Here is a 26,829-nt window from a genome sequence, read left to right as displayed (position 1 = left end):
ATCGGGGGCATGGGTGCAGCAGGTCGTTCCGGGCAGCCGGTCACCCGGCCGTCCGACGAGGCGCACTCCGGTGCGCCTCTGCCGCTCAGCACCGTCAAGACCGTGTGCTCCTACTGCGGCGTCGGCTGCGGCGTCACCGTCACCGCCACACCCGCGGGGCCGGGGCATCCGCTCACGATCTCGAAGGTGGCGGGCGACGCGACGCACCCGACCAACCATGGACGTCTCTGCACCAAGGGCGCCACGCACGCCGAGCTCATGGCGGCGCCGGGCCGGATGACGTCGGCGCACGTGCGGCGCGCCCGCGGCGAGGACGCCGTGCCGGTGCCTCTCGACGCGGCGGTGACGGACGCCGGACGGCGGCTGCGTGCGATCCTCGACGAGCACGGGCCCGATGCCATCGCGCTCTACGTCTCGGGGCAGATGAGCGTGGAGGCGCAGTACCTCGCGAACAAGCTCGTCAAGGGATACGTCCGCGGCATCCACCTCGAGTCGAACTCGCGGCTGTGCATGGCCTCGGCCGGAACCGGCTACAAGCAGTCGCTCGGCGCCGACGGGCCGCCCGGCTCGTATGAGGACTTCGACCGTGCCGACCTCTTCTTCGTCATCGGGTCGAACGCGGCGGACTGCCATCCCATCCTCTTCCTGCGCATGGCCGATCGGCTGAAGCAGGGGGCGCGCCTCATCGTCGTGGATCCTCGCCGGACCGCGACGGCGGAGCGAGCCGACCTCTACCTGCAGATCGCCCCCGGCACCGATCTCGCGCTGCTGAACGGCCTGCTCCACCTGCTCGTGGAGGCGGGCGACATCGACGAGTCGTTCATCGCCGCGCACACCGAGGGGTGGGAGCAGATGCCCGCGTTCCTCGCGGACTACCCGCCGGCGCGGGTCGCCGAGATCACCGGACTGGCTGAGGACGACATCCGCACCGCGGCGAGATGGATCGGTGAGGCCGGCGAGTGGATGACGTTGTGGACGATGGGTCTGAACCAGTCCACGCACGGCACGTGGAGCACCAACGCCATCTGCAATCTGCATCTGGCCACCGGCGCCATCTGCCGCCCGGGGAGCGGACCGTTCTCACTGACGGGACAGCCCAACGCGATGGGCGGCCGCGAGATGGGCTACATGGGTCCGGGTCTGCCCGGGCAGCGGGCGGTTTTCAGCCCGGCGGATCGCGCATTCGTCGAACAGGTGTGGGAGCTGGAACCGGGCGCGATCCGCGCCGAGGCCGGCAGCGGCACGATCGACATGTACCGGCGCATGGCCGACGGCGAGATCAAGGCCGCGTGGATCATCTGCACCAACCCCGTCGCCTCCGTGGCGAACCGGCGCACGGTCATCGAAGCGCTCGAGCGGGCGGAGCTGGTGATCGCGCAGGATGTCTACACCGAGACCGCGACCAACGCCTATGCCGACATCCTTCTGCCCGCCACGCTCTGGGTCGAATCCGACGGCGTCACCGTCAGCAGCGATCGCACGCTGACGCTCGTGCAGGAAGTCCTTACCGCGCCGGGCGACGCACTGCCCGACTGGCTGATGATCTGCCGTGTCGCGCGGGCCATGGGCTTCGAGGACGGCTTCGCCTACGGCTCCGCCGAAGAGGTCTTCGACGAGATCCGCCGCTTCTGGAACCCGCAGACCGGATGGGACCTGCGCGGGGTGACGTACGAGCGCCTGCGCGAGACCCCGGTGCAGTGGCCGGCGCCGCCCGGCGACACGGAGACCCGGCATCCGATCCGGTACGTCAACGACGGTGTGAGCCAGACGCTGCACGTCGGCGATGATGGCGATGCACCCGACCTCGCGTTCGCCACGCCGTCCCGGCGCGCACAGTTCCTGCCTCGACCGCACCTGGCGCCTGCCGAGCTGCCGGATGACGACTACCCCTGGGTTCTCAACACCGGGCGCCTGCAGCATCAGTGGCACACCATGACGAAGACCGGCAAGGTGGCCAAGCTGACCAGGCTCAATCCGGGGCCGTTCCTCGAGGTGCACCCCGACGACGCCGCCCGCCACGGCATCGTCGGCGGGGATGAGATCGAGGTCTCGTCCAGACGCGGTCGGTTCGTGGCACCGGCGGTGGTGAGCGACCGCGTGCGGCCCGGCAACCTGTTCGCACCGTTCCACTGGAACGACGAGCATGGCGAATACGTGACGGTCAACGCCGTCACCAGCGACGCGGTGGACGAGTTCTCGGCGCAGCCCGAGCTGAAGTACGCCGCGGTGACGTTGCGGCGAGTGGGACCCGCATCGGCGGTCGAGGCCGACGGCGGCGCGGCGACAGCACCGCCGGCCGCCGGCGATCCCGCTTCCGCCGAGCGCGCGCTCGCGCGTGCCGGCGTCGACATCGGCGCGGTGCCGACGCTCTCCGACACAGAGGGTGCGTACCTCGCCGGGTTCCTCTCGAGCGTGCGCTCCGGCCCGCCGGCCGCCGGCACCGTGCCGGTCCTTCCCGCCGAGGCGCCCCTCGCGGCCCTCACCCGGGCGTGGTTCGACGGCGTGCTCGCCGGCGCGTACTCGCGCACGTCGGTCGCGGGATCGGCGGATGCCTCGGAGTCCGCCGCGGATGAGGTGGTCGTGCTGTGGGCGTCACAGACCGGCAACGCCGAGGAGTTCGCCGCCACGGTGGGGGCTGCGCTGAAAGCTCGCGGTCTCGCGGCGCGCGCGGTGAGCATGGCAGACCTCCGGCCGCCGGAGCTGGCCGCGGTACGGCGGCTCCTCGTCATCACTTCGACCTTCGGCGACGGCGACCCGCCCGACAACGGCGCCGGCTTCTGGAACGAGCTGTCTGCCGAGGGAGCGCCCTCGCTGTCGGAGCTGCGCTACGCCGTCCTGGCGATGGGCGACTCGAACTACGACGACTTCTGCGGGCACGGGCGCAAGATCGACGATCGACTGAGAGAGCTCGGCGCGACGCCCCTCATGGCGCGCGTGGATCTGGAACCCGACTTCGAAGAGCACGCGGCCGCCTGGCTCGCGCAGGCCCTCGACGTTCTCCTCGAGGGAGCGGATGCCGCGTCCCCGGCCACCGCCGTGGACGCCGCTCCGGCGACCCGGCGACTGTTCACCCGCGCGAACCCCGTGCGTGCCGCCCTCGTGCGGAACGAGCTCCTCAGCGGGCACGGGTCGCAGAAGGAGGTGCGTCGGCTGGGGTTCGACATCGCCGACTCCGGCGCCGTGTACGAGGCGGGCGACGCCCTCGGCGTGGTCTGCGCGAACAGCCCGGGCGTCGTGGCCGAGTGGCTGGACGCGACCGGCATCGCGCCGGGAACGGTCGTCGAGATCGACGGGGAGGAGCGCACGTTCATCGACGCGCTGCGCCACCGTCTGGACCTCACGAAGCCCCATGCGGACTTCCTCCGGTTCGTCGCCGATCGCAGCGGCGACAGCACGCTCGCGGGACTCCTGCGCCGGGAGAACAAGGGCAGGCTCGAACAGTTCCTCTGGAGCCTGCAGTCCGTCGACATCGTGCGCGACTTCCCGGTGCGCGCATCCGCCGGCGAGTGGGTGGCGGCTCTCAAGCGTCTCCAGCCGCGGCAGTACTCGATCTCTTCGAGTCCCAAGGCCGACCGCGACACGGTCGAGCTCACCGTCTCGGTGGTGCGTTTCCGCACGGAGGCGGGACGGGCGAGGGGCGGCGTGTGCTCGTCCTTCCTGGCCGACGGCGACGGCAGTGCGGCACCGGTCTTCCTGCAGCGGTCGCCGGGCTTCCGCCCGCCCCGCGCCTCGGACGTGCCGATGATCATGGTCGGACCAGGCACCGGCGTCGCCCCGTTCCGAGGATTCCTGCACGACCGGCGCGCCGACGGCCACACCGGCCGCAACTGGCTGTTCTTCGGCGAGCAGCACGAGGCGAGCGACTTCTACTATCGCGACGAGTTCGAGGCGATGCGGGAGGACGGCCTGCTCACGCGGCTCGATCTCGCGTTCTCGCGGGATCAGCGCCAGAAGATCTACGTGCAGGACCGCATGCGCGAGCACGGAGCGCACGTGTGGCGCTGGCTCGAGGACGGCGCCCACCTCTACGTGTGCGGCGACGCGATCCGGATGGCGAAGGACGTCGATCAGGCGCTCCTGGCGATCATCCAGCAGCACGGCGGCATGTCGGAGGAGGCGGCGATGGAGTACAAGCAGCGTCTCGTGACCGACAAGCGGTACGCCCGCGACGTCTACTGACAGCGCCTCCCGCCGCAGCCGAAGAAGGAGCGGATGCCTCGGGGTGAGGCATCCGCTCCTTCTGGCGTCGCGGGATCTAGATGCGCTGATGGGCGAGCGAGGCCCGCGGGATGACGTACACCAGCAGTGTGACCAGCAGCAGGGCGACGTAGGCGGCGACGAAGCCGTAGAACGCGGCCGTGTAGCCGCCGGTCGACAGCTGCGAGGCGTTCAGCACCTGCGGGACGAGGAAGCCGCCGTAGGCGCCGATCGCCGAGATGAGCCCGAGCGCGGCCGCCGACTTGCGTTGCACCTTGATCGCATCGGGGGTGCCCGGTGCGATGCCCCGGGCCAGGCCCCGCGCCGCGAAGATGCTCGGGATCATGCGGTACGTCGACCCGTTGCCCATGCCGGTGGCTGCGAAGAGCACCAGGAAGCAGCCCAGGAACACCCAGAAGCTCTGGAGCGGGAGCGTCCAGATCAGGCCGAGCGCGCCCAGGGCCATCACCGCGAACGCGCACACCGTCACCCGCGCCCCGCCGAAGCGATCGGCGAGCTTCCCGCCGTACGGGCGGGCGAGCGACCCGACGAGGGCCCCCAGGAACGCCAGCGAGACGGCGGCTTGACCGACCTGAAGCGTCGAGAACTCCGGGAACTGATCCGCGATGAGCTTGGGGAAGACACTGGCGAACCCGATGAACGAGCCGAACGTCCCGATGTACAGCACGGCCATGAGCCACAGGTGCGGTTCACGCAGGGCCGCCGCGGAGCCGGCGAAGTCCGCCGTGGCCGACGACAGATTGTCCATGTAGCGCCACGCACCCCACATCGCCAGCAGGATCAGCGGTATCCACATCCAGCCGGCCAGTGAGATGTTGAGGGTCGCGCCGGCTCCGATGGTCACGGCGATCGGCACGGCGAACTGGGCGACCGACGTGCCGAGGTTCCCGCCGGCCGCGTTCAGGCCCAGCGCCCAGCCCTTCTCCTGCTGAGGGAAGAAGTAGGTGATGTTCGCCATCGAGCTGGCGAAGTTGCCGCCGCCGACGCCGCCGAGAGCGGCCACCAGCAGCAGAATTCCGAACGGGGTCTCGGGATTCGACACGACGATTCCGAGGAGCACGGCCGGGATGAGCAGCAGACCTGCCGAGACGATCGTCCAGTTGCGGCCTCCGAAGATGGCGACCATGAACGTGTACGGGAAGCGGAGCGTCGCGCCGACGAGGCTGGGAAGCGAGATGAGCCAGAACGACTCAGAGCTGGTGAGCTGGAAGCCCGCAGCGGGCAGCATCACGACGACGATGCTCCACAGCTGCCAGATGATGAATCCGAGGAACTCGGCGAAGATCGACCAGCCCAGATTGCGGCGGGCGATCGCGCGGCCCCGCGACTTCCAGAAGTCGCCGTCCTCGGGATTCCAGCCATCGATCCAGCGACCGGGGCGGTGGGTGAGAGTGACGGAGCCGGAGGTGCCGGCCGGCGCGGTGGTGGGGGGTGGAGCTGCGGCATCCGTCGTGGACGGAGTGACGGTCGTGGTCATGACGCCTCCCTGAGGGTGAGTATGACTTCACGTTATGTACGGGGTGTTTCCGGCCCGAGACCCCCGTGGTTACCTCTCGGTCACTTCCCTCTCACGGGCCGTCGGCCGGCGTGGTTAGCCTCCCGTCATGCGTTCGAAACACGCCGTCCGGCGCCGGCGGCCGGGCGGGTGCGCCCGCGGCCCGGTTGTAGTCTCGAGACCATGCGCGTCGACATCGTCACGATCTTTCCGACGTTCTTCGATGTGCTCGGCGTCTCGCTCATCGGCAAGGCCCGGGACCGCGGCATCCTCGACATGCACGTCCACGATCTGCGGACCTGGACGCACGATCGCCACCGCACCGTGGACGACACGCCTTACGGAGGCGGCGCCGGGATGGTCATGAAGCCGGAGCCGTGGGGCGAGGCGCTGGACGCACTCCTCGATGACGACGCCGTGCTCATCGTGCCGTCGCCGGCCGGCGAGCTGTTCTCGCAGCCCCTGGCACGGCAGTTGGCGCAGGAGAGCCACCTCGTCTTCGCGTGCGGACGGTACGAGGGAATCGATCAGCGCGTCGTTGACCACTACGCAGAGCGCGGCCGGGTACGCCTGGTGAGCCTGGGGGACTACGTCCTCAACGGCGGCGAGGTCGCGGCGATGGCGGTCATCGAGGCGGTCTCGCGGCTGATCCCGGGCGTGGTCGGCAACCCCGAGAGCCTGGTCGAGGAGTCGCACGAACTCGGGATGCTGGAATACCCGAGCTACACGAAGCCCGCGGTCTGGCGCGACCTCGAGGTACCTCCGGTGCTTCTCAGCGGCAATCACGGCGCGATCGCGGCGTGGCGCCGGGATCAGAGCCTGCAGCGCACGCGCGCGCACCGTCCGGATCTGCTCGGGATCGAGGAGCACGCCGGCGGTGCCACCGACTGAGCGCCGGACGATCTCCGTCAGGCCGGGGCTTCGGACGGATCGAGCACGTTGAGCCGATAGCCGCGCTTGACCACGGTCTTGATGAGCTCGGGCGCCCCGATCGCCTCACGCAGACGCGCGACCGCCATCTCGACGGCGTGCGTGTTCTCTCCCGACCGGGGGAGTGCGTTCTGCAGCCGGGGCCGCGAGACGACGCCGCCGCCCGCGTCGAAGAGCGCGGCGAGGATGTCGATCCCCGTGCGTGACAGTGGCACGTGGCGACCGTCGATCACGACGCCGCTGCTGCGAAGCTCCAGTCGCCCCGCCACCGTCGGCAGCGAAGCGGCGTGCCCGCCGCCGAAGTGGGTGACCACCGCACGGACGAGCGAGCCGAGGCGGCCCCGCTCCGCCACGAGCGGCTCGATGCCGGCGCTGCGCAGCGGAGCGGCGGTGATGGGGCCTACCGAGGCCATCAGCAGCCGACCGTGGGTCGTGAGCTCCACGATGTCGGAGAGCACGCCCTCGCGACGGGCAGCGGCGATCCATTCCGCGGCACCCGGTGCGGACGTGAACAGCACGGCGTCGACCTCGCCCTGAGCGGTCGTCGTCACCGAGCGCGAGACGACGGCCGGATCGGGCGGCGGGCCCCAGCGATAGACGGTCAGACTGACCACGTCGGCGTCGGCGCCCTCGAAGAGCTCGTCGAGTCCGTCGGCGCCCGAGCCGTGATGCTGAACCGCGATCCTGCGGCCGCCGACGCCTTCGGCGAGGAGGTACTCGCCGAGCTCGGTCGACGTCTCGGACTCGGCGACCCAGTCGGCAGTGAGCCCGGCCTGCTGGATGGCGCCTCGCGCCTTGGGCCCGCGAGCCACGATCTGGGCACCGGCGAGCGCTTCCTGCAGCTCGTCGAGGAGCCCCGCCTCGTCGGCGGCCTCCATCCATCCGCGGAATCCGACACCCGTGGTGACCACGACGATGTCGGGAGCGCGGGAGATGAGCTCGCGCGTCGCCGCGATCAGCGCATCGTCGTCGATATGGGGCACGATCGTGAGCGCGGGGGCGTGGCGCACCTGCGCTCCGTGCCGCTCGAGGGCGGCCGCGAGCTCGGACGAGCGCCGATCGACCGCGATCACGATGGTGCAGCCGTCCAGTGCCGCCGAGAGGACGGGCCGTTCGTGGGTGGAGCTCACAGGGAGGTGTCACCCGCCAGCGCATGCTCGGGGAGGAGGTCGGGGATCAGCAGACCGGCGCGGGCGACGTCGCCGACGACGACGACGGCCGGGTTGCGCACGCCGATGCGTCCCGCCTCGAGGACCACCGCACCCAGCGTGGTGCGCGTCGTGCGCTGGTCGGCGTGGTGCCCGCGCTCGACGATCGCCACCGGGCGGGATCCCGGCACGCCGGCGCGCAGCGCGTCGGCCACCAGACGCGGGAGGGCGCCGACCCCCATCAGGATGACCGTGGTCACGGCGGCATCGCCGAGCGCCGCGAGTGTGGCGGGGGTCACCTCGGACTGGCCGTTGACGATGTGGACCGCGGAGGCGATCCCGCGGTGGGTCACGGGGATGCCCGCGGCTTCGGGGACGGCGACGGCACTGGTGACGCCGGGAACGACATCGACGGGAACACCCGCCGCGACGCACGCGGCCACTTCCTCCCCGCCTCGGCCGAAGACGAACGGATCTCCGCCCTTCAGGCGGACGACGCGCTTGCCGCTGCGGGCCCGGTCGACCAGGATCGCGTTGATCTCGTGCTGCGGGACGGGGTGATGCCCCGGGAGCTTGCCGACGTCGATGATCTCGACATCCGGTGCGAGGTGGGAGCGGATGTCGGTGGGACCCAGGCGGTCCATCACCACGACGTCCGCCTCGGCGAGCAGCCGCCAGGCACGGACCGTCATGAGATCGACGGGTCCGGGGCCGCCGCCGACGAGATCCACGCGTCCCATCCTGCCCTGCCGCGTCATCGCTCACCGTCCCAGCTCACGAGCACGTGCCCCTGGTCGAGGGCGACCGGCCACACTTGCAGCGACCGCGGCTCCTTGCCCTGCGTGTCCAGGCAGGCGCCCGTCCTCAGGTCGAAGACCTGCTTGAACATGGGCGAGGCCACGGTCGGGGCGTCCTGTCGCGTACCGACGATGCCGCGGGAGATGACGTTCGCGCGGCTGTACGGGTCGAAGTTCGACACGGCGTGAACGCGTCCGCTTGTCCCTTCCCGACCGTGAAGCAGGAAGAGGGCGATCTGGGTGCCGCCCAGCAGCGCCGCGCGGCCGCGCTCGATCTCGAGGTCGTCGAGTGCGCACACGCGCACCCAGCCGGCCGGGGCGATGTACTCCGTGGTGTCTGGATCGACGAGGGTCATCGGCGCACCTCCAGGGTCGTGCCCGCGACGAGGACGCGCGAGTCGGTGCGCTCGCCTTCGGTCGCAGGACGGGGCTGACCCCGCTCTGCGGTGTAGGCGAGCGAGGGGTCGGGGGTGGTGGGCGCGTTCACGAACGATGCGAAGCGCCGCAGCTTGTCGGGGTCTTCGAGCGTCGCCTTCCACTCGTCCTCGTAGGCGCCGATGTGGGCCGCCATGGCGGCGTCGAGGTCGCCGCAGATGCCGAGGCTGTCGTCGAAGATGACCGCGCGGAGCCCCTCCACCCCGCCGTCGAGGTCCTCGAACCACGGGGCCGTGCGCTGCAGGCGGTCGGCCGTGAAGATGTAGTACATCAGGAACCGGTCGATGGCCGTGAGCAGCTCGTCGTCGCTGAGGCCTTCGGCCAGGAGCACCGCATGGCGGGGGGTGAATCCGCCGTTGCCGCCGACGTACATGTTCCAGCCGGCCTCGGTGGCGATCACGCCGACGTCCTTGCCCCGTGCCTCGGCGCACTCGCGCGCGCATCCCGAGACGCCGAGCTTGATCTTGTGCGGGGACCGCAGGCCGCGGTAGCGGAGCTCGAGCTGGACGGCCATCCCGACCGAGTCCTGCACGCCGTACCGGCACCATGTCGACCCGACGCAGGACTTCACGGTGCGCAGCGACTTGCCGTAGGCGTGACCGGACTCGAAGCCGGCTTCGACGAGGCGCTTCCAGATGTCGGGAAGCTGCTCCAGCCGCGCCCCGAACATGTCGATGCGCTGGCCGCCGGTGATCTTCGTGTAGAGCCCGAAGTCCTTCGCCACCTGCCCGATGACCAGGAGCCCTTCCGGGGTGATCTCACCTCCGGGGATGCGCGGCACGACCGAGTAGCTGCCGTCCTTCTGCAGGTTGGCCATGACGTGGTCGTTGGTGTCCTGAAGAGTGGCGTTCTCGCCGTCGAGCACGTGTCCGCGCACCAGCGTCGACAGGATGCTGGCGAGTGCGGGCTTGCAGATATCGCACCCGCGCCCGGTTCCGAAGCGCTCGATGACGGCGCTGAAGGTGGCGAGGCCAGATACGCGGACGGCGTCGAACAGCTGCCGCCGCGACATGTCGAAGTGCTCGCAGATGGCGTTGCTGAGGGCGGCGCCGGATTTCGCCAGTTCGCTGCCGACGATCTTCTTCACCATCATCACGCACGATCCGCATGCCGCACCGGCCTTCGTGCAGGCCTTCACGTCCGCGACATCCGTGCACCCCTCATCGTGCACGGCACTTCGGATGGTGCCTGCCGTGACGCTGTTGCACGAGCACACCAGCGCCTCGTCGGGGAGGTCGCCGGTGGGAGCGGCGACGCCGCCCTCCGGCATCAGGTAGGCGGCGGGGTCGCCGCCGAGCGCGCCGCCGACGAGGGGGCGCAGGGCGCCGTAAGCCGATGCGTCGCCGACGAGGATCCCGCCCAGGAGCGTCTTGGCGTCGTCCGAGAGCACCAGCTTCTTGTACACACCCGCTACGGGATCGGCGTAGACGACGTCCAGGGCGCCGGGCGTCTCGGCGAAGGCGTCGCCGAAGCTGGCCACATCGACACCCGAGAGCTTGAGCTTCGTCGACAGGTCGTAGCCGGGGAAGCTCGCCTCTCCGCCGAGCAGGCGGGTGGCGGCGACCTCGGCCATGGCGTAGCCGGGGGCCACCAGGCCGACGCATGCGCCGTCGTAGTTCGCGACCTCGCCGATGGCGAGGATGCGCGGGTCGGATGTCTGGCAGCCGGCGTCGATCAGCACGCCCCCGCGCGGGTCGACTTCGAGATCGGCCGCGCGGGCGAGCTCGTCGCGTGGCCGCACGCCGACCGTGAACACCACGACATCGGTGCGCGCGTACTCGCCGTCGCGGAACTCCAGACCCGTCACCTGGCCCGTGCGGTCCGGGTCGAGCCGGGTCGTGACCGCGCCGGTCTTCACCGTGATCCCGCGCGACTCGATGAGCCGGCGCAGGGCGTCGCCCGCGGGAAGATCGAGCTGGGCCGACATGAGCCGGTCGGACGACTGCACGACCGTGCAGTCGACGTCCAGTCCCTGCAGAGCACCCGCGGCTTCCAGCCCGAGCAGTCCGCCGCCGATGACGGTTCCCACGAGGGGGCGTCCGAGCTCGGCGCTCCGACGCTGGACGAACGACCGGAGCCGTTCCACGTCATCGAGAGTGCGGTAGACGAAGCACCCCTCCAGGCCGAAGCCGTCGACGGCGAGCTTGGCGGCGTACGATCCGGTGGCCAGCACGAGGCGGTCGTAGGCGAGGCTCGTGCCGTGCCTGGTCGTGACGCGTCGAGCTGAGCGGTCGATGCGCGAGACGGCATCGCCGCGCAGGAACCGGATCCGCTCGTCTTCGAAGACGCTGCGGTCGAGAGTCAGGTCGTCGGTGGTGGCCCCGCCGAAGAACCCCGTGAGCCCCACCCGGTCGTACGGGTGCCGATCCTCTTCGCCGATGAGCGTGATGCGCCACTGCTCGCCCGCCCGGCTGAGGAGGCTCTCGACGAACCGGTGCGCGACCATGCCCGCGCCTACGACGACGACATGCGTCCCGAGGGCAGGGGCGGTCTCCATGTCGCCACGGTACGCGGGCGATGTTGCGGCGGCGTCAGCGCCATGTTTCCGGCTCTTGACGGTGTCAGGGTTGGTCATGGCTGCTCCTGATCGACGGTGGTCTCTCGGTGCCTGCGACGTTACGAGCGCGGTGTTTCACCTCCGGGTCGCGCCCGGTTTCCCCGAGCGAACGTTTCTCTCACACCCCCGGATCCCGCGATGTGAGGTCCGCGAGCACGCTCTCATAGACCACGGGACGCCGATTCCGCCACCCCCGGCTTCCGTTTCGTGGGGGCCGCTAGTGTGAAGGCCCCCCTGATATGGAGGTCGTATGCAGATCTGGCCCGGTTCCCCCTACCCGCTCGGGGCGACATTCGACGGCAACGGAACCAACTTCGCGATTTTCAGCGAGTGCGCCGAGCGGGTCGAGCTCTGCCTCTTCGACGACCGCGGCAAGGAGACCCGGATCGAGCTCCTCGACGTCGATGCGTTCGTCCACCACGGCTACCTGCCCACCGTGCAGCCCGGGCAGCGATACGGCTACCGCGTCTACGGGCCGAACGACCCGGGCGAGGGCAAGCGATTCAATCCGAACAAGCTGCTCCTGGACCCGTACGCCAAGGCGGTCGAAGGGCAGGTGAAGTGGGGCCAGTCGGTGTTCGGCTACGACTTCGGAGACCCGGATTCCCGCAACGACGAGGACTCGGCGCATCAGCAGATGATGGGCGTCGTCGTCAACCCGTTCTTCGACTGGAGCGGCGATCGCCTGCCGAAGACCCCGTACTCCGAGACGCTCATCTACGAGGCCCACGTCCGCGGCTTGACCAAGCTCCATCCCGCTGTGCCCGAGGAGATCCGCGGGACGTACAGCGCGATCGGGCACCCTGCGATCATCGAGCATCTGCAGAAGCTCGGGGTCACCGCGATCGAGCTGATGCCGGTCCACCAGTTCATCAACGACTCCATCCTTCAGGAGAAGGGCCTGTCGAACTACTGGGGCTACAACACCATCGCCTTCTTCGCACCGCAGAACACGTACTCCTCGAGCGGGGAGCGCGGACAGCAGGTGCAGGAGTTCAAGGGGATGGTGAAGGCGCTGCACGCCGCGGGCATCGAGGTGATCCTCGACGTCGTGTACAACCACACCGCCGAGGGGAACCACCTCGGGCCGACCCTGTCGATGCGCGGCATCGACAACGAGGCCTACTACCGGCTGGAGGAGGACAAGCGGTACTACACCGACTACACCGGCACCGGCAACAGCCTCAACGTCGGCAATCCGCACACGCTGCAGCTGATCATGGACTCGCTGCGGTACTGGGTGCTCGAGATGCACGTCGACGGCTTCCGCTTCGACCTCGCCTCGACCCTCGCGCGCGAGTTCTACGAGGTCGACCGGCTGGCGACGTTCTTCGAGCTCGTGCAGCAGGACCCGGTGGTCTCGCAGGTCAAGCTCATCGCGGAGCCGTGGGACGTCGGTCCCGGCGGCTACCAGGTCGGCAACTTCCCTCCCCAGTGGACGGAGTGGAATGGGCAGTACCGCGATACCGTCCGTGACTTCTGGCGTGGCGAGCCGGCCACGCTCGGCGAGTTCGCCTCGCGCCTCACCGGCTCCGCCGACCTCTACGAGCATTCCGGGCGCCGGCCCGTGGCATCCATCAACTTCGTCACCGCCCATGACGGGTTCACACTGCGCGATCTCGTGTCGTACAACGAGAAGCACAACGAGGCCAACGGCGAGGACGGCAACGACGGAGCGGACGACAATCGCTCCTGGAACAGCGGTGTCGAGGGGCCCACCGATGACCCCGACGTGCTCACGCTCCGCGCGCGCCAGCAGCGCAACTTCATCGCAACCCTCATGCTCTCGCAGGGGGTGCCCATGCTGCTCCATGGCGATGAGCTGGGGCGCACGCAGCAGGGCAACAACAACGGCTACGCGCAGGACAACGAGATCACCTGGGTGGATTGGTCGGCGCCCGATCAGCCGCTCGTCGAATTCACCGCGGCGCTGGCCCGGCTGCGCCGCGAGCACCCGACGTTCCGTCGGCGCCGGTTCTTCGACGGTCGTCCGGTGCGACGCGAGGAGGGGGCGCCGATCCCCGACATCGTCTGGATGCGCCCGGACGGCACGCAGATGCAGCCGGAGGACTGGGACTCCGGTTTCGGTCGCGCCGTCGGCGTCTTCCTCAACGGCGACGGGATCCGCGAGCGCGACCGGCGCGGCGAGCAGATCTCGGACAAGCACTTCATGGTGCTCCTCAACGCCGGGGACGACGTGGTGGATTTCCTGATCCCCGCCGTCGAGTTCAGCCCGGAGTGGGATGTCATCGTCGACACGGCGGGCGAGTTCGCCGACACCGAGCCGGTGGCTCCGGGGGCGACGCTGTCGCTCCCTGCGAGGTCGCTCATGGTGCTGCGCGAGCACGAGCTTCCGGACCGCGAGGTCGATCACTCCGTCGCGGCCTCCCTCTCGGTCAACACCGTGGCGGGTGCGGACGAGGTGCGCGGCGCGGCGCCGCGGGCCGAGGCGAGCAGCTGAAGAGCGCAAGCAGGTGAGGGCGGAAACGATCATGAGTCACCCCACGTCCACGTACCGGCTGCAGGTGCGCCCGGGCTTCACACTGCATGATGCCGCCGCTCTGAGCGACTATCTGCGTGATCTCGGGGTCGACTGGGTCTACCTCTCCCCCCTTCTGGCGGCGTCAGAGGGGTCGGACCACGGCTACGACGTCGTCGACCCGACCCGGGTGGACTCGTCGCGCGGCGGTCCGGAAGGGCTCGAGCGCGCAGCCCGCGCGTTCCGCGCGGCGGGCCTCGGCATCCTGATCGACATCGTTCCCAACCACGTCGGTGTCGCCCGGGCCGACGAGAACCCGTGGTGGTGGGATGTGCTCACACACGGGCGCGCCTCGCGCCACGCTTCGAAGTTCGACATCGACTGGGCGTTCGGCGGCGACAAGGTGCGGCTGCCGGTGCTGGGAGAAGACATCGCGGATGCCGCGGCTTCGGGTGCACTCCGCGTCGAGGACGGCGAGCTGCGCTACTACGACCACCGGTTCCCCCTCGCCCCGGGATCCGGCGCAGGCCATGGGGCCGGCGAAGACGACGTGCTGGCCGTGCACGGCCGGCAGCACTACGAGCTGATGAACTGGCGCCGGGAGGCGTCCGACCTCAACTACCGGCGCTTCTTCGGCGTCTCGTCCCTCGCCGCCGTGCGCGTGGAGGACCCCGCGGTGTTCGACGAGGCGCACGCCGAGGTGCGGCGGTGGTTCGAGAACGAGCTGGCCGACGGACTGCGCGTGGACCACCCCGACGGGCTCCGTGCGCCAGGAGAGTACCTGGAGCGGCTGAAAGAGCTGACCGGCGGTCGTTACGTGCTCGTGGAGAAGATCCTCGAGCGCGGCGAGGCCCTGCCGGCGTTCTTCGCCGCCGAGGGGACGACCGGCTACGACGCGCTGGCCGAGATCGATCGCGTCCTCATCGATCCCGACGGCGAGACAGTTCTGGATGCACTGGATGCGCGGCTGCGGGCGAAGACCGGAGTGTCCGCGGCCCAGCCCTGGGAGGAGCTGATCGCGGGGACCAAGCGCGCGATCTCGGAGGGCATCCTGCACTCCGAGGTGCGGCGGCTCGCGCGCGACGCCGGCGTCGAGGGCGACAGCATCGTGGAGGACGTCCTCACCGAACTGCTGGCGCGCTTTCCGGTGTATCGGTCGTATCTTCCCGCCGGCGCCGAGCACCTGGAGGCAGCCGCCACAGCGGCGCGCCGGCACCGCCCGGATCTCGCCGAGGCGATCGACGCCGTCATGCCGATGCTCGCCGACCCCCGGCATCCTGCTGCCCTCCGGTTCCAGCAGACGAGCGGCATGGTCATGGCCAAGGGCGTGGAAGACACCGCCTTCTACCGGGCGACGCGTCTGGGCACGCTGACCGAGGTCGGGGCCGACCCTTCGCAGTTCGCGCTGTCGGTGAGCGAGTTCCATACGGCGCAGGCGTCGCGCCAGGCGGCCTGGCCGGCGTCCATGACGACGCTGTCGACCCACGACACCAAGAGGGGCGAGGACGTGCGCGCGCGGCTGGCCGTTCTCGCCGAGATCCCCGATCGCTGGGCCGAGGTGCTCGACGAGCTGACGGATGCCGCGACCACCGGGCACGGTCCGTTCGATGCCCTGCTGTGGCAGGCGATCATCGGCGCGTGGCCGGCATCGCGGGAGCGGCTTCACGCCTACGCCGAGAAGGCGGCCCGGGAGGCGGGCGACGCGACGTCGTGGCTCGCCCCGGACGAGGCGTTCGAGGCGCGCATGCACGCGCTGGTCGATGCCGCGTTCGACCTTCCCGAGACGGCGGCCCGCGTGGAGTCGTTCGTCGCCGAGATCGAGGCGGCCGGATGGTCCAACTCCCTCTCGGCGAAGCTTCTGCAGCTGACGGGACCGGGCGTGCCGGACGTCTACCAGGGGAGCGAACTGTGGGAGCAGAGCCTTGTCGATCCCGACAACCGGCGGCCGGTCGACTTCGACCTTCGTCGCCGGCTCCTCGCGGGGATCGACGCGGGGGAGCGACCCGTCGTCGACCGCACCGGCGCCGCGAAGCTGCTGGTCACCGCGCGGGCGCTGCGAGCGCGACGAGACCGCCCGGAGCTCTTCACCCGGTACGCGCCGGCAACCGTCGTGGGCGACGCCGCCGAGCACGCGATCGCGGTGGACCGCGGCGGAGCGATCGCGGTCGCCACGCGACTGCCGGTGCGGCTCGCGCGCCGCGGATCCACCAGCGGATCCAGCTGGGGTGACACCGTGCTCATCAGCAGCGGCGCCGGCGCCACCGACGTCCTGACCGGTCGAACGTTCACAGGTCCGATCCGTCTGGCGGAGCTGCTCGATCTCTACCCCGTCGCTCTTCTTGTCAAGGGAAAGGAACGCACGTGATCCCCGAAGTCTGGGCGCCTCGCGCGCAGAGCGTCTCGCTGCATGCACCGGCCCGTGGTGCGGACGTCGCGATGACCCCCGGAGAGGGGGGCTGGTGGCGAGCCCCGATAACGCTCCGGCAGGGCGAGGCCTACGGGTTCATTCTCGACGAGTCGGGCACGGCTCGTCCGGACCCCCGGTCGCGTCGGCAGCCGGACGGCGTGCACTCCTTGAGCGCGGTCTACGATCCCACCTCTTTCGTGTGGAGCGACGGCTCGTGGACCGGGCGTCAGCTCGCGGGCGGGGTGATCTACGAACTCCACATCGGCACGTTCACGCCGGAGGGGACGCTGGATGCCGCCGCCGAGCGACTCGAGCACCTCGTCGACCTCGGCATCGACTTCGTGGAGCTGCTGCCGGTGAACGCCTTCAACGGCGTGCACAATTGGGGCTATGACGGCGTGCTCTGGTACGCGGTGCACGAAGCGTACGGCGGCCCGGAGGCTTATCAGCGCTTCGTCGACGCGTGCCACGCGGCCGGACTCGGTGTGATCCAGGACGTCGTCTACAACCATCTCGGCCCGAGCGGGAATTATCTGCCCGAGTTCGGTCCGTACCTGCGCGACGCGGAGGCGAACACGTGGGGGTCGTCGATCGACCTCGACGAAGACGAGGTGCGACGCTACATCATCGACAACGCGCTGATGTGGCTGAGGGACCATCACGTGGACGGGCTCCGGCTCGATGCCGTCCACGCGCTTCGAGACAGCCGCGAACCGCATTTGCTGCAGGAGCTCGCGGAGGCGGTCGATGCCCTCAGCTCCCACCTCGGACGCCCGCTCACCCTCATCGCCGAATCCGACATGAACGACGCTCGCCTGATCACTCCGCGCGAGGCGGACGGATACGGGCTCACGGCGCAATGGAGTGACGACTACCATCACGCCCTGCACGTCGCCCTCACCGGCGAGGTCTCGGGCTACTACGCCGACTTCGCCTCGCTCTCGGCACTGGTCAAGACCTCCACCAAGGGCTTCTTCCACGACGGCACCTGGTCGTCATTCCGCGGACGCGAGCATGGCCATCCGATCGACCCGCGACTCGCAGCCTGGCGACTCGTGACATTCAGCCAGGACCACGATCAGATCGGCAACCGTGCCGAAGGCGATCGGCTGTCGCAGACACTCGACGAGGGCGGCCTCGCGATCGCCGCCGTGCTGACGGTGCTGTCGCCGTTCACGCCGATGCTCTTCATGGGCGAGGAATGGGCGGCTTCGACGCCCTGGCAGTTCTTCACCTCGCACCCCGAGCCCGAACTCGGCGAGGCGACGGCGAAGGGCCGGAAGGCGGAGTTCGAGAAGATGGGATGGGACGAATCCGTCGTCCCCGATCCCCAGGACCCGGAGACCTTCTCGCGGTCGAAGCTGAACTGGGACGAGAGCGGCAGCGGAGTGCACGCCCGGATCCACGCGATGTACCGGGACCTCATCGCGCTGCGCCGTTCGGTGCCCGAGCTGAACGATCCCGACTTCCGCCATCTCGCGGCGGAGGCCGACGAGGAGCGTCGGTGGTTCCGGCTGCGGCGCGGTGCGATCGAAGTGCTGGTCAACTTCGCCGCGGAGGAGGTCGCGCTGCCTGCGGACGGCGAGGTGCTGTTCCGCACGGACGAGCGCGCGCAGGGCGCCGGCGGTTCGCTGTCGCTGCCGCCGCGCTCGGCGGTGGTCACTCGCGCGCGCTCGACCTGATCAGTCGACGCCGAGCCAGGACCGGTCGGTCAGGATGACAGGGCCGGCCTCGGTGATGGCGACCGTGTGCTCCGAGTGGGCGCCCCGCGAGCCGTCGGCGGCGCGCAGCGTCCAGCCATCCGGGTCGGTGATGAGCTGATCCGTCGTCTGCAGGAACCAGGGCTCGAGCGCCACGACGAGTCCGGCTCGGAGCGGGTAGCCCCGGCCCGGCTTGCCGTCGTTGGGCACGTGGGGGTCCCCGTGCATGACGCGTCCGACGCCGTGCCCGCCGAAGTCCGTGTTGATGGAGTAGCCGTCGGCGTGGGCGATCGACGCGATCGCCGCGGAGATGTCGCCGATGCGGTTCGCCGTCGTCGCTGCCGAGATCGCGGCATCCAGCGCCCGCTGCGTGGTGTCGATGAGCCGGAGATCCTCGTCGCGCGGGGTTCCGACGACGAAGGACACCGCCGAGTCGGCCACCCAGCCGTCGATCGACACGGCGAAGTCGAGCGACACCAGGTCACCGTCGCGCAGCGTGTAGTCGAAGGGCAGACCGTGCAGCACCGCGTCATTCACAGAGGTGCAGATGACCTTGCCGAACGGACTCGCGCCGAACGACGGGTGGTAGTCGATGTAGCAGGACTCGGCACCCGCTCTGCGAATCAGATCGTGCGCCCGTCGGTCGATCGCGAGGAGATTGGTGCCGACTTTCGTCTCGTCGCGCAGGGTCGCCAGCGCCTCGGCGACGAAGCGCCCGGCGGGCTTCATCGCCTCGATCTCGGCAGGTGTGCGCAACTCGATCATCGGGGAGTCCTCTCGGTTCCCCTCCATTCTGTCGGACCTCCGGGCACCCGGCTGTGAGGATGCTCCGCGCCGCGCTGATCCGTCCCGCGGCGGCGCCGACGGGCGTACCATCAGAGGCATGTGGCTGCGTCGTGGATTCTTCGGCTGGCTCATCCCGGCCGCCTTCCTCCTGCCGCTGTGGCTCCTCGTCGGCTGGGCGGTGTTCAACGCCGGCGGCTGGGCGTTCCTCTGGGTGCTTTTCCTCGCGATTCCCGGAGTGTTCCTGTGGCAGCTGCTGCTCACCCTGCTCGTCCGCGCGCGGGGGACCGTGCGCGCTCACCGGGCGGTGTCGTGGTGGGACGTCATCGGATTCGCGGTGTGGCATGCCCTGGTGATCTCTCTCGGGTTCTTCGACGAGACCTGGTGGGCGCCGGTCATGGTGCTCGCCATCCTGGTGGGCGTCGCGCTCTTCTGGCTCGAGCTGTGGCAGCTGTGGAGCGAGGCGAAGCCGTCGCGCCTGCTGATGCACTCCGCGGACGGCATGGCGTACATCCCGCCCCGCGCCGCGCAGGCCGAGCCTGCCGAGGCGGACGTGATCATCGTCACCGAACGGCAGACGCCCGCCTCCTCCTGACGGCGTTTTGGCGGGGTGGGCCATCCATGGCAGAATGGTTGTTTGTGCCCTGACAGGTTCTGCCTCAGGGGAACCGGCTCACCCGGCGACGCGCCGATGACATCGGGCACACGACATCCTTTCCATACCTTCCCGCGGTCGACCTGTGGCGGCCGCAGAGAGAGACGATCATGCAGATCCTCGACGCCGTCGATGCGGCCTCGCTCCGCTCCGACATCCCGGTCTTCGGTCCCGGCGACACCGTGAAGGTGCACGTCAACATCACCGAGGGCAACCGCTCCCGTATCCAGGTCTTCCAGGGCGTCGTCCTCGGCCGCTCGGGCGACGGTGTGCGCGAGACCTTCACGGTTCGCAAGATCAGCTTCCAGGTCGGCGTCGAGCGCACCTTCCCGGTGCACTCCCCGGTCATCGACCACATCGAGGTCGTGACCCGCGGTGACGTGCGTCGCGCCAAGCTCTACTACCTCCGCAACCTGCGCGGCAAGAAGGCGAAGATCAAGGAGAAGCGCGACAACTGACGCTTCCCTCACGAAGCCCCGGACCGAGCGGTCCGGGGCTTCGTGCTTTCTGCCCCACGGCTCGCCCGACTCACGCCGACGGGCGTCGATCGGGTGCGGAATGTGCGACCCTTGAAGGCAGGCTCGCCGATCGGCGGCGCGCCGGTGAAGGATCCCGCATGACGACCGAGAAGCCGGCACCCGCCGAGGCGGCGCCCGCGCCCGGAACCGGGGGAGAGGCGACGATCCAGCCCCGCCGCCGCGGCTGGATGGTGTTCCTGCGCGACGTGCTCGTGATCGTGCTGATCGCGGTCCTGGTCTCGTTCCTGGTCAAGACGTTCCTTGTCCGTTCCTTCTACATCCCGTCGGGGTCGATGGAGGACACGCTCCACGTCAACGACCGCATCCTCGTCGACGAGATCACCCCCCGCTTCGGCGCGTACGAGCGCGGCGACGTCGTCGTCTTCCAGGACCCGGGCGGATGGCTGCCGCCCAGCACGGACACCGAACGCCCTGTGGTCGTCGAGGCCGTCGAATGGGTGCTGTCCCTGGTCGGCCTCGCCGCCCCCGACAGCGACGACCACCTCGTCAAGCGCATCATCGGACTGCCGGGCGACCACGTGGTGTGCTGCAATGCCCTCGGTCAGATCACGATCAACGGCGTGCCGATCGACGAGGTGGGCTACATCAAGCTCTCCGCGGGTGAGACCGCTGCCTCGGGAGATCCTTTCGACGTGGTCGTGCCGGAAGAGAGTCTCTGGGTGCTGGGCGACAACCGCTACCGCTCGAAGGACTCCCGGTACAACACCGATCAGCCGGGCAAGGGCTTCGTCCCCGTCGAGAACGTCGTCGGCCGAGCCTTCCTCGTGACCTGGCCGTTCGATCGATTCGGCGTGGTCGACTTCCACCACGAGGTGTTCGCAGGCGTTCCCGAGACCGAGGCCGCGGTGCCCGAGCCGGAGGACGGCGCGCCGTGACCGTCGCGGAGCCGCGGCTCACGCTCGAGCGTCGACTCCTGCGTGAGCACGCACTCGTCATCGCCTGCGATGAAGTGGGACGCGGAGCCCTGGCGGGGCCCGTCGCGGTCGGCGCTGCGGTGATCGATGCTCCGCGATCGCGCAAGCGGATCCCGCAGGGACTGCGCGACTCAAAGCTCGTCCCCGAGCTGCGCCGCGCCGACGTCGCGTCGCGCGCGTCCTCGTGGGTGGCAGCCAGCGCCGTGGGCTGGGCAAGCTCCGCCGAGATCGACGAGATCGGCATCATCCGCGCGCTGGGGCTCGCCTCGATCCGCGCCCTGGCGGACCTGCGCGCCCACGGCGTCGTTGCCGAAGAGGCGATCGTCATCCTCGACGGCAACTACGACTACATCACCCCCGCAGGCGGGTGGGGCCTCACCGTGCGGCCGGTCATCAAAGCGGACCGGGACTGCGCCTCAGCGGCCGCGGCATCCGTCATCGCGAAGGTGGCGCGCGACAGCCTGATGACCGATCTGCACGACGAGCTTCCCGCCTACAACTGGGCGCGGAACAAGGGATACGCGAGCCCCGATCACCGTGAGGCCATCCGCACGCACGGGATCAGCGCGCATCATCGCGCCTCGTGGTCGATCGCCGACGCGCCCACACTGTTCTGATCATCGCCGCCTGCGAAGACCGCCGACCGACGCACCGCGCCCCCATAGGATGGGAGCACCATGGATGACGACGTCTTCGAAGACTACGACCGTGAGCTCGAGCTCGCCCTGTACCGGGAGTACCGCGACGTCGTCTCGCAGTTCCAGTACGTGATCGAGACCGAGCGGCGCTTCTATCTCGCCAACGAGGTGAACGTGGTGCGCCGCGACACCGAGCATGACTTCTACTTCGAGATCTCGATGTCCGATGTCTGGGTGTGGGACATCTACCGCGCGGACCGCTTCGTCAAGTCGGTGCGGGTCCTCACCTTCAAGGACGTGAACGTCGAAGAGCTCTCGCGCCGCGACTTCCACCTTCCCGAGGAGCTCTCGCTCGACAGCTGACGCCCCGGCACCGCCTCCTCCCCAGAGGCGCCGTTTCGGGCATTCCGTCGACGAGTGAACGGATGCCGCCTCCCGGCGTCCGCGGAGGTGCCCCGGCGCGCCACGATGCCTGAATGGCAGACAAAGACGCGTTCGGACGCGCCGGTGAGGATCGCGCGGCGCGGTACCTGGAGCAGCAGGGATTCACGGTCCTCGCGCGCAACTGGCGGTGCCGGACGGGCGAGCTCGATCTCGTCGTCGACGACGGCGCGACGGTGGTGGTCGTCGAGGTCAAGACGCGGCGCGGTGAGGCGTTCGGCCACCCCTTCGAGGCGATCGACGCCCGCAAGCGCGCCCGGCTCTGGCGGCTGGCGGTCGAGTGGGCGAGCAGGCACCGCGACGCCATGCAGGGGCGCCGGCTCCGGATCGACGCGATCGGCCTGATCGGCTCCGAGCCCGGGATCGCACGCCTCGAGCACCTCGTCGACTTGGAGGTGCCATGAGCGTCGCGCGGACGTGGTCAGTCGCGCTCGTCGGCGCCGAGGGCGAATGCGTCGAGGTCGAGGCGGATCTGTCGAATCAGACGCCGGAGTTCCGCATCATCGGGCTGCCGGACAAAGCCCTCAACGAGGCCGTCCGGCGCGTGCACAACGCCTGCGCGAACAGCGGCGTCCCCCTGCCTCGCCGCCGGCTGACGGTAAACCTCTCGCCCGCGAGCCTGCCCAAGCAGGGATCGGGCTTCGATGTCGCGATCGCCATGGCGTCGCTGGCGACAGAGACCGCGATGGATGTCGCTTCCATCTCGACGGCGGTGCATCTGGGCGAACTGGGGCTCGACGGACGGTTGCGCCCGATCCCCGGCATCCTTCCCGCCGTCGTCGCGGCGCGTCGTGCCGGGCATCGCCGCGTGGTGGTGCCTCACGCCAACGGACCAGAGGCGCGCCTGGTCGACGACGTCGAGGTGCTCGCGGCGACCAATCTCGCCGAAGTGGTCGCCTGGCACGGCGGCGACGTCGACGTGCCCGACGACGAGCCGGTGACGCTCCCCGACGATGGGAACCCCATCGAGGAGCCGCTGGACCTGGCCGAGGTCATCGGACAGCGGGACGCCGTCGAGGCGCTCGTCGTCGCAGCCGCCGGGGGTCACCACCTCGTCATGTGCGGGCCACCCGGTGCAGGCAAGACGATGCTCGCACGCCGCCTTCCGGGCATCCTCCCGCCGCTGGATGATCGCGCAGCGCTGACCAGCGCGTCGATCCGCAGCCTCAGCGGCGCGCGGGTCATGGAGCTCACGCGCACGCCGCCGTTCGAGGCGCCGCATCACAGTGCGAGCGTGGCGGCCCTCGTGGGCGGCGGGTCGCGCCTCGTACGGCCGGGCGCGATCGCCCGGGCGAGCGAGGGCGTGCTCTTCCTCGACGAGGCGGGGGAGTTCCAGGCCAGCGCCCTCGATGCGCTGCGTCAGCCGCTCGAGACCGGATCGATCACGATCCACCGCTCCGGCGCGACGGCGCAGTATCCGGCACGGTTCCAGCTGGTCCTCGCCACCAACCCCTGCCCGTGCGGGGACTACGGCATTCGCGGCGGCACCTGCACCTGCCCGCCGTCTGCCATCCGGCGCTACCTCGGCCGGCTGTCGGGTCCGCTGCTGGACCGCATGGACATCGAGCTGACGCTGGCCAGGGTCTCCGTCGCGCACCGCGACGAGCGGGCGTCGACGACGTCGACAGCGGTGGCGCGCGAGCGCGTAGCCGAGGCGCGTGGCCGTACGGCGAGGCGGCTCGCCGGCACGCCGTGGCGCCTGAACGCCGATGTGCCGGGCACGTGGCTGCGCGAGGGTCCGACCGCGCCCGCGCCGGTGGTGCGGCGCCCGCTGGACGCCGCCCTGCACCGCGGCGCACTGACGCTGCGCGGCTATGACCGCGTCCTCCGGGTGGCCTGGTCGCTGGCAGACCTCGAGGGCCGCCTCAGCTCGGCGCCGACCACATCGGGCGTGCGCTCTATCTCAAGAAGGGGATCGCGCTGTGACTGATCTCGACCTCTCGCCGACGGCAGCGCGCCACGCGCTCGCGATCGTCGAGGAGCCTCCTGTGGACGACCAGGCCGCCGCTGACCGATACGCCACGGTCGTCTGGTGCCACCTCACCGAGCCCGGCGATTCGGCCGCGGGGAAGCTGATCGCGTCACGCGGTGCGGCCGCCGGTCTCGCAGCGCTCGTTACGGCTGCTCCGGTTCACGAACTCACGCCGCGCGAGCTGGCGGACGCGCGCAAGAGGTGGCTGCCGCGCCTCGGCGCGCGGCCCGTGACCGATGCCCTGCGCATCGCCGGTGCACGCGGGGTCACCCTCGTCACCCCGGCCGACGCGGCGTGGCCCGATCAGCTCGACGATCTCGGTCCTCACGCGCCGCTGTGCCTGTGGGTACGCGGCGACGTCACGGCGCTGATCCGGCTGCGCCCCTCGGTGGCCATCGTGGGGGCACGAGCTGCGACCCCGTACGGCGACCATGTCGCCATGGAGCTCGCAGCCGATCTCGCGGGCGGCGGTATCCCGATCGTCTCCGGAGGCGCCTACGGCATAGACGGCGCAGCGCACCGGGCTGCGATGGCCGTGGGCGGACTCACGATCGCCCTGCTCGCGGGGGGCGTGGATCGCGCCTATCCCGCCGGCCATACCCGGCTCATCGACGACGTCGCGGCGAACGGTGCGGTCGTGAGTGAGGTGCCGTGCGCCTCGGCGCCCACGAAGTGGCGGTTCCTGCAGCGCAACAGGTTGATCGCGGCGATCGCGGATGCGACTGTCGTCGTCGAAGCGGGATGGCGGAGCGGATCGCTCAACACCGCCGGCCATGCCGCGGCGCTCTCCCGCCAGCTCGGCGCCGTGCCGGGACCTGTCACCTCTGCGGCCTCGGCAGGATCGCACCGCCTCCTCCGTGAGTTCGGGGCCGAGTGCATCACCGACGCTCAGGACGTTCGGGAGCTGCTGGGCATGGCCCGGACGAGTGCCGCGGTGGGAAGCAGTCAGGATGGGCGGGGCCGGCCGGCGACCGATGACGCGACGCGTGTACGGGACGCGCTGAGCGGCCGTGTGTGGCGGCACGCCGCCGATATCGCGCGCCGCGCGGGCCTCGCCCTCGAAGACGCCGAGGCGCTGCTGGGGCTGCTCCACCTCGAAGGCGCCGTCCAGCGCGGGACCGACGGATGGCGCGCCGTTCCCCGCGCAGGGTGACGAGGGTCGAGCGTGCTGTCGCGCCGGCCGGAGGGTCGCCACCGTGAGCGGGCAGGCGGGGAGCATGCTGGACCGGTGAGGATCGGCGAGGCGGCGGAGAGGTACGCACGGCACCTGACGGACGTCCGCAGGCTGTCGCCGTCCACGGTGCGCGCCTACCGCGGCGACCTCTCCGGTCTCGTGGCGTCATGCGGCGACGTGGACCTGGCCGTCGTCGACCTCGAGATGCTCCGCGACTGGCTGTGGAAGGCCGTCCAGGCCGGTGACGCGCGCTCGACCATCGCGCGGCGCACTGCGGCCGTCCGGGGCTTCTTCGCGTGGTCCACCGAGACCGGCGTCATCTCCGAGGACCCGAGCCTGCGGCTCGTCGCACCCAAGCGGGGGCGGACCCTTCCCAAGGTGGCGACGGCGGACCTGCTGTCGAGCGTCCTCGAAAGCCTCGCATCCTCCGCCGCGAGCGGCGATCCGGTCGCTCTCCGCGATCACGCGATCCTCGAACTGCTCTACGGTTCCGCAGTTCGCGTATCGGAGCTGTGCGGACTGGACGTCGACGACATCGACCCGCAGCGGCGCACCGCGCGCGTGCTCGGCAAGGGGGCGAAGGAGCGCGTCGTCCCGTTCGGGCTTCCCGCGCTGCGGGCGGTCGAGGCCTACCTCGTGCGGGGGAGACCTGCCCTGGCTTCGCGGGGCAGCAGCGCGAACGGCGAGCCCGCACTCCTTCTCGGCGTGCGCGGAGCGCGGATCGCGCCCCGCGCGGTGTACGCCCTGGTCTCGCGCGAACTCGGTCCGGAGCTCGGAGGCGCAGTGGGGCCGCACGCTCTGCGTCACTCCGCCGCGACCCACCTGCTCGACGGCGGTGCGGACCTGCGCGCCGTGCAGGAGATCCTCGGTCACGCCAGCCTGGGGACGACACAGATCTACACGCACGTCTCGAGCGAACGACTGACCGCCTCCTATCGGCTCGCGCATCCTCGCGCCTGAGCATCAGCAGCACGGCAGCAGCACCGCCCGGGGCACGTCGCCCAGCATCAGCATCGGGTTGATGTACTCGCCGTGAAGGCGGACGCCGAAGTGAAGCGCACCCGAGGCGGCGTGACCGCCGAAGCCGATCGTGCCCACGGGCATCGCGGCCTCGACCGCCGTCCCCGGTGCAAGCTCCGAGACGACGGGCTCCAGGGTCGTGACGAGGCCGTCGCCGTGATCGATGGTCAGGATGCCGCGTCCGGCCACCTGCCCCGAGAACGCGACGACTCCCGCTGCCGGGGCGCGCACGTCCTGCGCGCCGACGGCGTGCAGGTCGATGCCCCGGTGTCCCGGCCCGTACGCGTGTGGTGGAGCGACGAACGGCCGATCGAGCCGGAACGACGGGAGCGGCCACGTCCACCCCGACGGCGCCGTGTCGGACGCGTCGGCGCGCGCCGCCGGCTCGGCGGCGTCGCCGGCAGCAGAAGTGGCGGGATTGAACAGGCAGGCGAGCACGACGGCCACCATGACGGCCACCGAGGCCGGTCGAAGGCGAGCGGTGACCGGGGCTGGACGAGAGCGCACGTGCCGAGCCTGGCGCCTGC

General features: G+C 70.3%; 20 protein-coding genes and 1 pseudogene. 14 read left to right on the top strand and 7 right to left on the bottom strand.

Going from position 1 to position 26,829, the window contains the following annotated elements; genetic code table 11:
* Positions 1–9: 9 nt before the first annotated feature.
* Positions 10–4,179, top strand: coding sequence for a molybdopterin-dependent oxidoreductase (locus WYM_RS02015; protein WP_019179151.1), 4,170 nt, complete (start codon positions 10–12; stop codon positions 4,177–4,179).
* 76 nt (positions 4,180–4,255) lie between these two features.
* Here WYM_RS02015 and WYM_RS02010 read toward each other — a convergent pair whose 3' ends face one another.
* Positions 4,256–5,695: an MFS transporter gene (locus tag WYM_RS02010; protein ID WP_019179150.1), complete on the bottom strand. Its 1,440-nt coding sequence runs from the start codon at positions 5,693–5,695 to the stop codon at positions 4,256–4,258.
* Between the two features lie 201 nt (positions 5,696–5,896).
* Between WYM_RS02010 and trmD the strand changes: the two genes are divergently transcribed.
* The gene (trmD, locus tag WYM_RS02005; protein WP_019179149.1) at positions 5,897–6,604 is read left to right on the top strand and encodes a tRNA (guanosine(37)-N1)-methyltransferase TrmD; all 708 of its coding nucleotides are present in this window, start codon (positions 5,897–5,899) and stop codon (positions 6,602–6,604) included.
* 17 nt (positions 6,605–6,621) lie between these two features.
* Here the strand turns inward: trmD and WYM_RS02000 are convergent, their stop codons facing one another.
* The 4 genes from WYM_RS02000 to nirB are packed head-to-tail and all read right to left on the bottom strand — an operon-like array spanning position 6,622 to position 11,520.
* Positions 6,622–7,773, bottom strand: a complete 1,152-nt coding sequence (locus tag WYM_RS02000) for a uroporphyrinogen-III synthase (RefSeq protein ID WP_019179148.1) — start codon at positions 7,771–7,773, stop codon at positions 6,622–6,624.
* The gene (cobA, locus tag WYM_RS18985; protein WP_040568964.1) at positions 7,770–8,531 is read right to left on the bottom strand and encodes a uroporphyrinogen-III C-methyltransferase; all 762 of its coding nucleotides are present in this window, start codon (positions 8,529–8,531) and stop codon (positions 7,770–7,772) included. Before cobA ends, WYM_RS02000 begins: the two co-directional genes overlap by 4 nt.
* Positions 8,532–8,545: 14 nt before the next feature.
* A complete protein-coding gene (gene nirD / locus WYM_RS01990; RefSeq protein WP_019179146.1) occupies positions 8,546–8,944 on the bottom strand; it encodes a nitrite reductase small subunit NirD in 399 nt (132 codons plus the stop codon).
* Positions 8,941–11,520, bottom strand: coding sequence for a nitrite reductase large subunit NirB (nirB, locus tag WYM_RS01985; protein ID WP_026059473.1), 2,580 nt, complete (start codon positions 11,518–11,520; stop codon positions 8,941–8,943). Before nirB ends, nirD begins: the two co-directional genes overlap by 4 nt.
* Positions 11,521–11,830: 310 nt before the next feature.
* Between nirB and glgX the strand changes: the two genes are divergently transcribed.
* From glgX to treZ, 3 genes are read left to right on the top strand one after another with little or no spacing between them, the layout of a single operon-like run.
* The gene (gene glgX / locus WYM_RS01980) at positions 11,831–14,041 is read left to right on the top strand and encodes a glycogen debranching protein GlgX (protein WP_019179144.1); all 2,211 of its coding nucleotides are present in this window, start codon (positions 11,831–11,833) and stop codon (positions 14,039–14,041) included.
* 31 nt (positions 14,042–14,072) lie between these two features.
* Positions 14,073–16,424 carry a malto-oligosyltrehalose synthase gene (gene treY / locus WYM_RS01975; RefSeq protein ID WP_019179143.1) on the top strand — a complete coding sequence of 784 codons (2,352 nt, stop codon included), beginning with the start codon at positions 14,073–14,075 and terminating at the stop codon, positions 16,422–16,424.
* The gene (treZ, locus tag WYM_RS01970) at positions 16,421–18,148 is read left to right on the top strand and encodes a malto-oligosyltrehalose trehalohydrolase (protein WP_019179142.1); all 1,728 of its coding nucleotides are present in this window, start codon (positions 16,421–16,423) and stop codon (positions 18,146–18,148) included. Before treY ends, treZ begins: the two co-directional genes overlap by 4 nt.
* Here treZ and map read toward each other — a convergent pair whose 3' ends face one another.
* Positions 18,149–18,931: a type I methionyl aminopeptidase gene (map, locus tag WYM_RS01965; RefSeq protein WP_019179141.1), complete on the bottom strand. Its 783-nt coding sequence runs from the start codon at positions 18,929–18,931 to the stop codon at positions 18,149–18,151. It lies immediately after the preceding gene.
* Between the two features lie 118 nt (positions 18,932–19,049).
* Between map and WYM_RS01960 the strand changes: the two genes are divergently transcribed.
* The 9 genes and pseudogenes from WYM_RS01960 (at position 19,050) to WYM_RS01920 (ending at position 26,242) form a co-directional block, all read left to right on the top strand.
* Positions 19,050–19,544: a hypothetical protein gene (locus tag WYM_RS01960; RefSeq protein ID WP_019179140.1), complete on the top strand. Its 495-nt coding sequence runs from the start codon at positions 19,050–19,052 to the stop codon at positions 19,542–19,544.
* Positions 19,545–19,714: 170 nt separating this feature from the next.
* The gene (rplS, locus tag WYM_RS01955) at positions 19,715–20,062 is read left to right on the top strand and encodes a 50S ribosomal protein L19 (RefSeq protein ID WP_019179139.1); all 348 of its coding nucleotides are present in this window, start codon (positions 19,715–19,717) and stop codon (positions 20,060–20,062) included.
* Positions 20,063–20,220: 158 nt separating this feature from the next.
* Positions 20,221–21,018 (top strand): signal peptidase I, encoded by a 798-nt coding sequence (gene lepB / locus WYM_RS01950; protein ID WP_019179138.1) that lies wholly within the window; start codon positions 20,221–20,223, stop codon positions 21,016–21,018.
* Positions 21,015–21,674: a ribonuclease HII gene (locus tag WYM_RS01945; RefSeq protein WP_019179137.1), complete on the top strand. Its 660-nt coding sequence runs from the start codon at positions 21,015–21,017 to the stop codon at positions 21,672–21,674. Before lepB ends, WYM_RS01945 begins: the two co-directional genes overlap by 4 nt.
* Positions 21,675–21,734: 60 nt before the next feature.
* Positions 21,735–22,058, top strand: coding sequence for a DUF2469 family protein (locus WYM_RS01940; RefSeq protein WP_019179136.1), 324 nt, complete (start codon positions 21,735–21,737; stop codon positions 22,056–22,058).
* Between the two features lie 113 nt (positions 22,059–22,171).
* The gene (locus tag WYM_RS01935; RefSeq protein WP_019179135.1) at positions 22,172–22,540 is read left to right on the top strand and encodes a YraN family protein; all 369 of its coding nucleotides are present in this window, start codon (positions 22,172–22,174) and stop codon (positions 22,538–22,540) included.
* Positions 22,537–24,062, top strand: a pseudogene (locus WYM_RS18980) (YifB family Mg chelatase-like AAA ATPase). Before WYM_RS01935 ends, WYM_RS18980 begins: the two are co-directional and overlap by 4 nt.
* The gene (dprA, locus tag WYM_RS01925; RefSeq protein ID WP_019179134.1) at positions 24,059–25,261 is read left to right on the top strand and encodes a DNA-processing protein DprA; all 1,203 of its coding nucleotides are present in this window, start codon (positions 24,059–24,061) and stop codon (positions 25,259–25,261) included. The pseudogene WYM_RS18980 and the gene dprA overlap by 4 nt, the downstream one beginning before the upstream one ends.
* A gap of 75 nt (positions 25,262–25,336) precedes the next feature.
* Complete coding sequence (locus WYM_RS01920) at positions 25,337–26,242, top strand: tyrosine recombinase XerC (protein WP_019179133.1); 906 nt, start codon at positions 25,337–25,339, stop codon at positions 26,240–26,242.
* Positions 26,243–26,245: 3 nt separating this feature from the next.
* Here the strand turns inward: WYM_RS01920 and WYM_RS01915 are convergent, their stop codons facing one another.
* Complete coding sequence (locus WYM_RS01915) at positions 26,246–26,809, bottom strand: murein hydrolase activator EnvC family protein (protein WP_237739272.1); 564 nt, start codon at positions 26,807–26,809, stop codon at positions 26,246–26,248.
* Positions 26,810–26,829 lie beyond the last annotated feature (20 nt).

Origin of the sequence: Microbacterium yannicii PS01, from assembly GCF_000304335.1 — a bacterium.
In the GTDB taxonomy this organism is placed as follows: Bacteria; Actinomycetota; Actinomycetes; order Actinomycetales; family Microbacteriaceae; genus Microbacterium; species Microbacterium yannicii_A.
The sequence above is the reverse complement of the archived record's forward strand: the minus strand, read 5'-3'. Positions and strand labels throughout refer to the sequence as shown.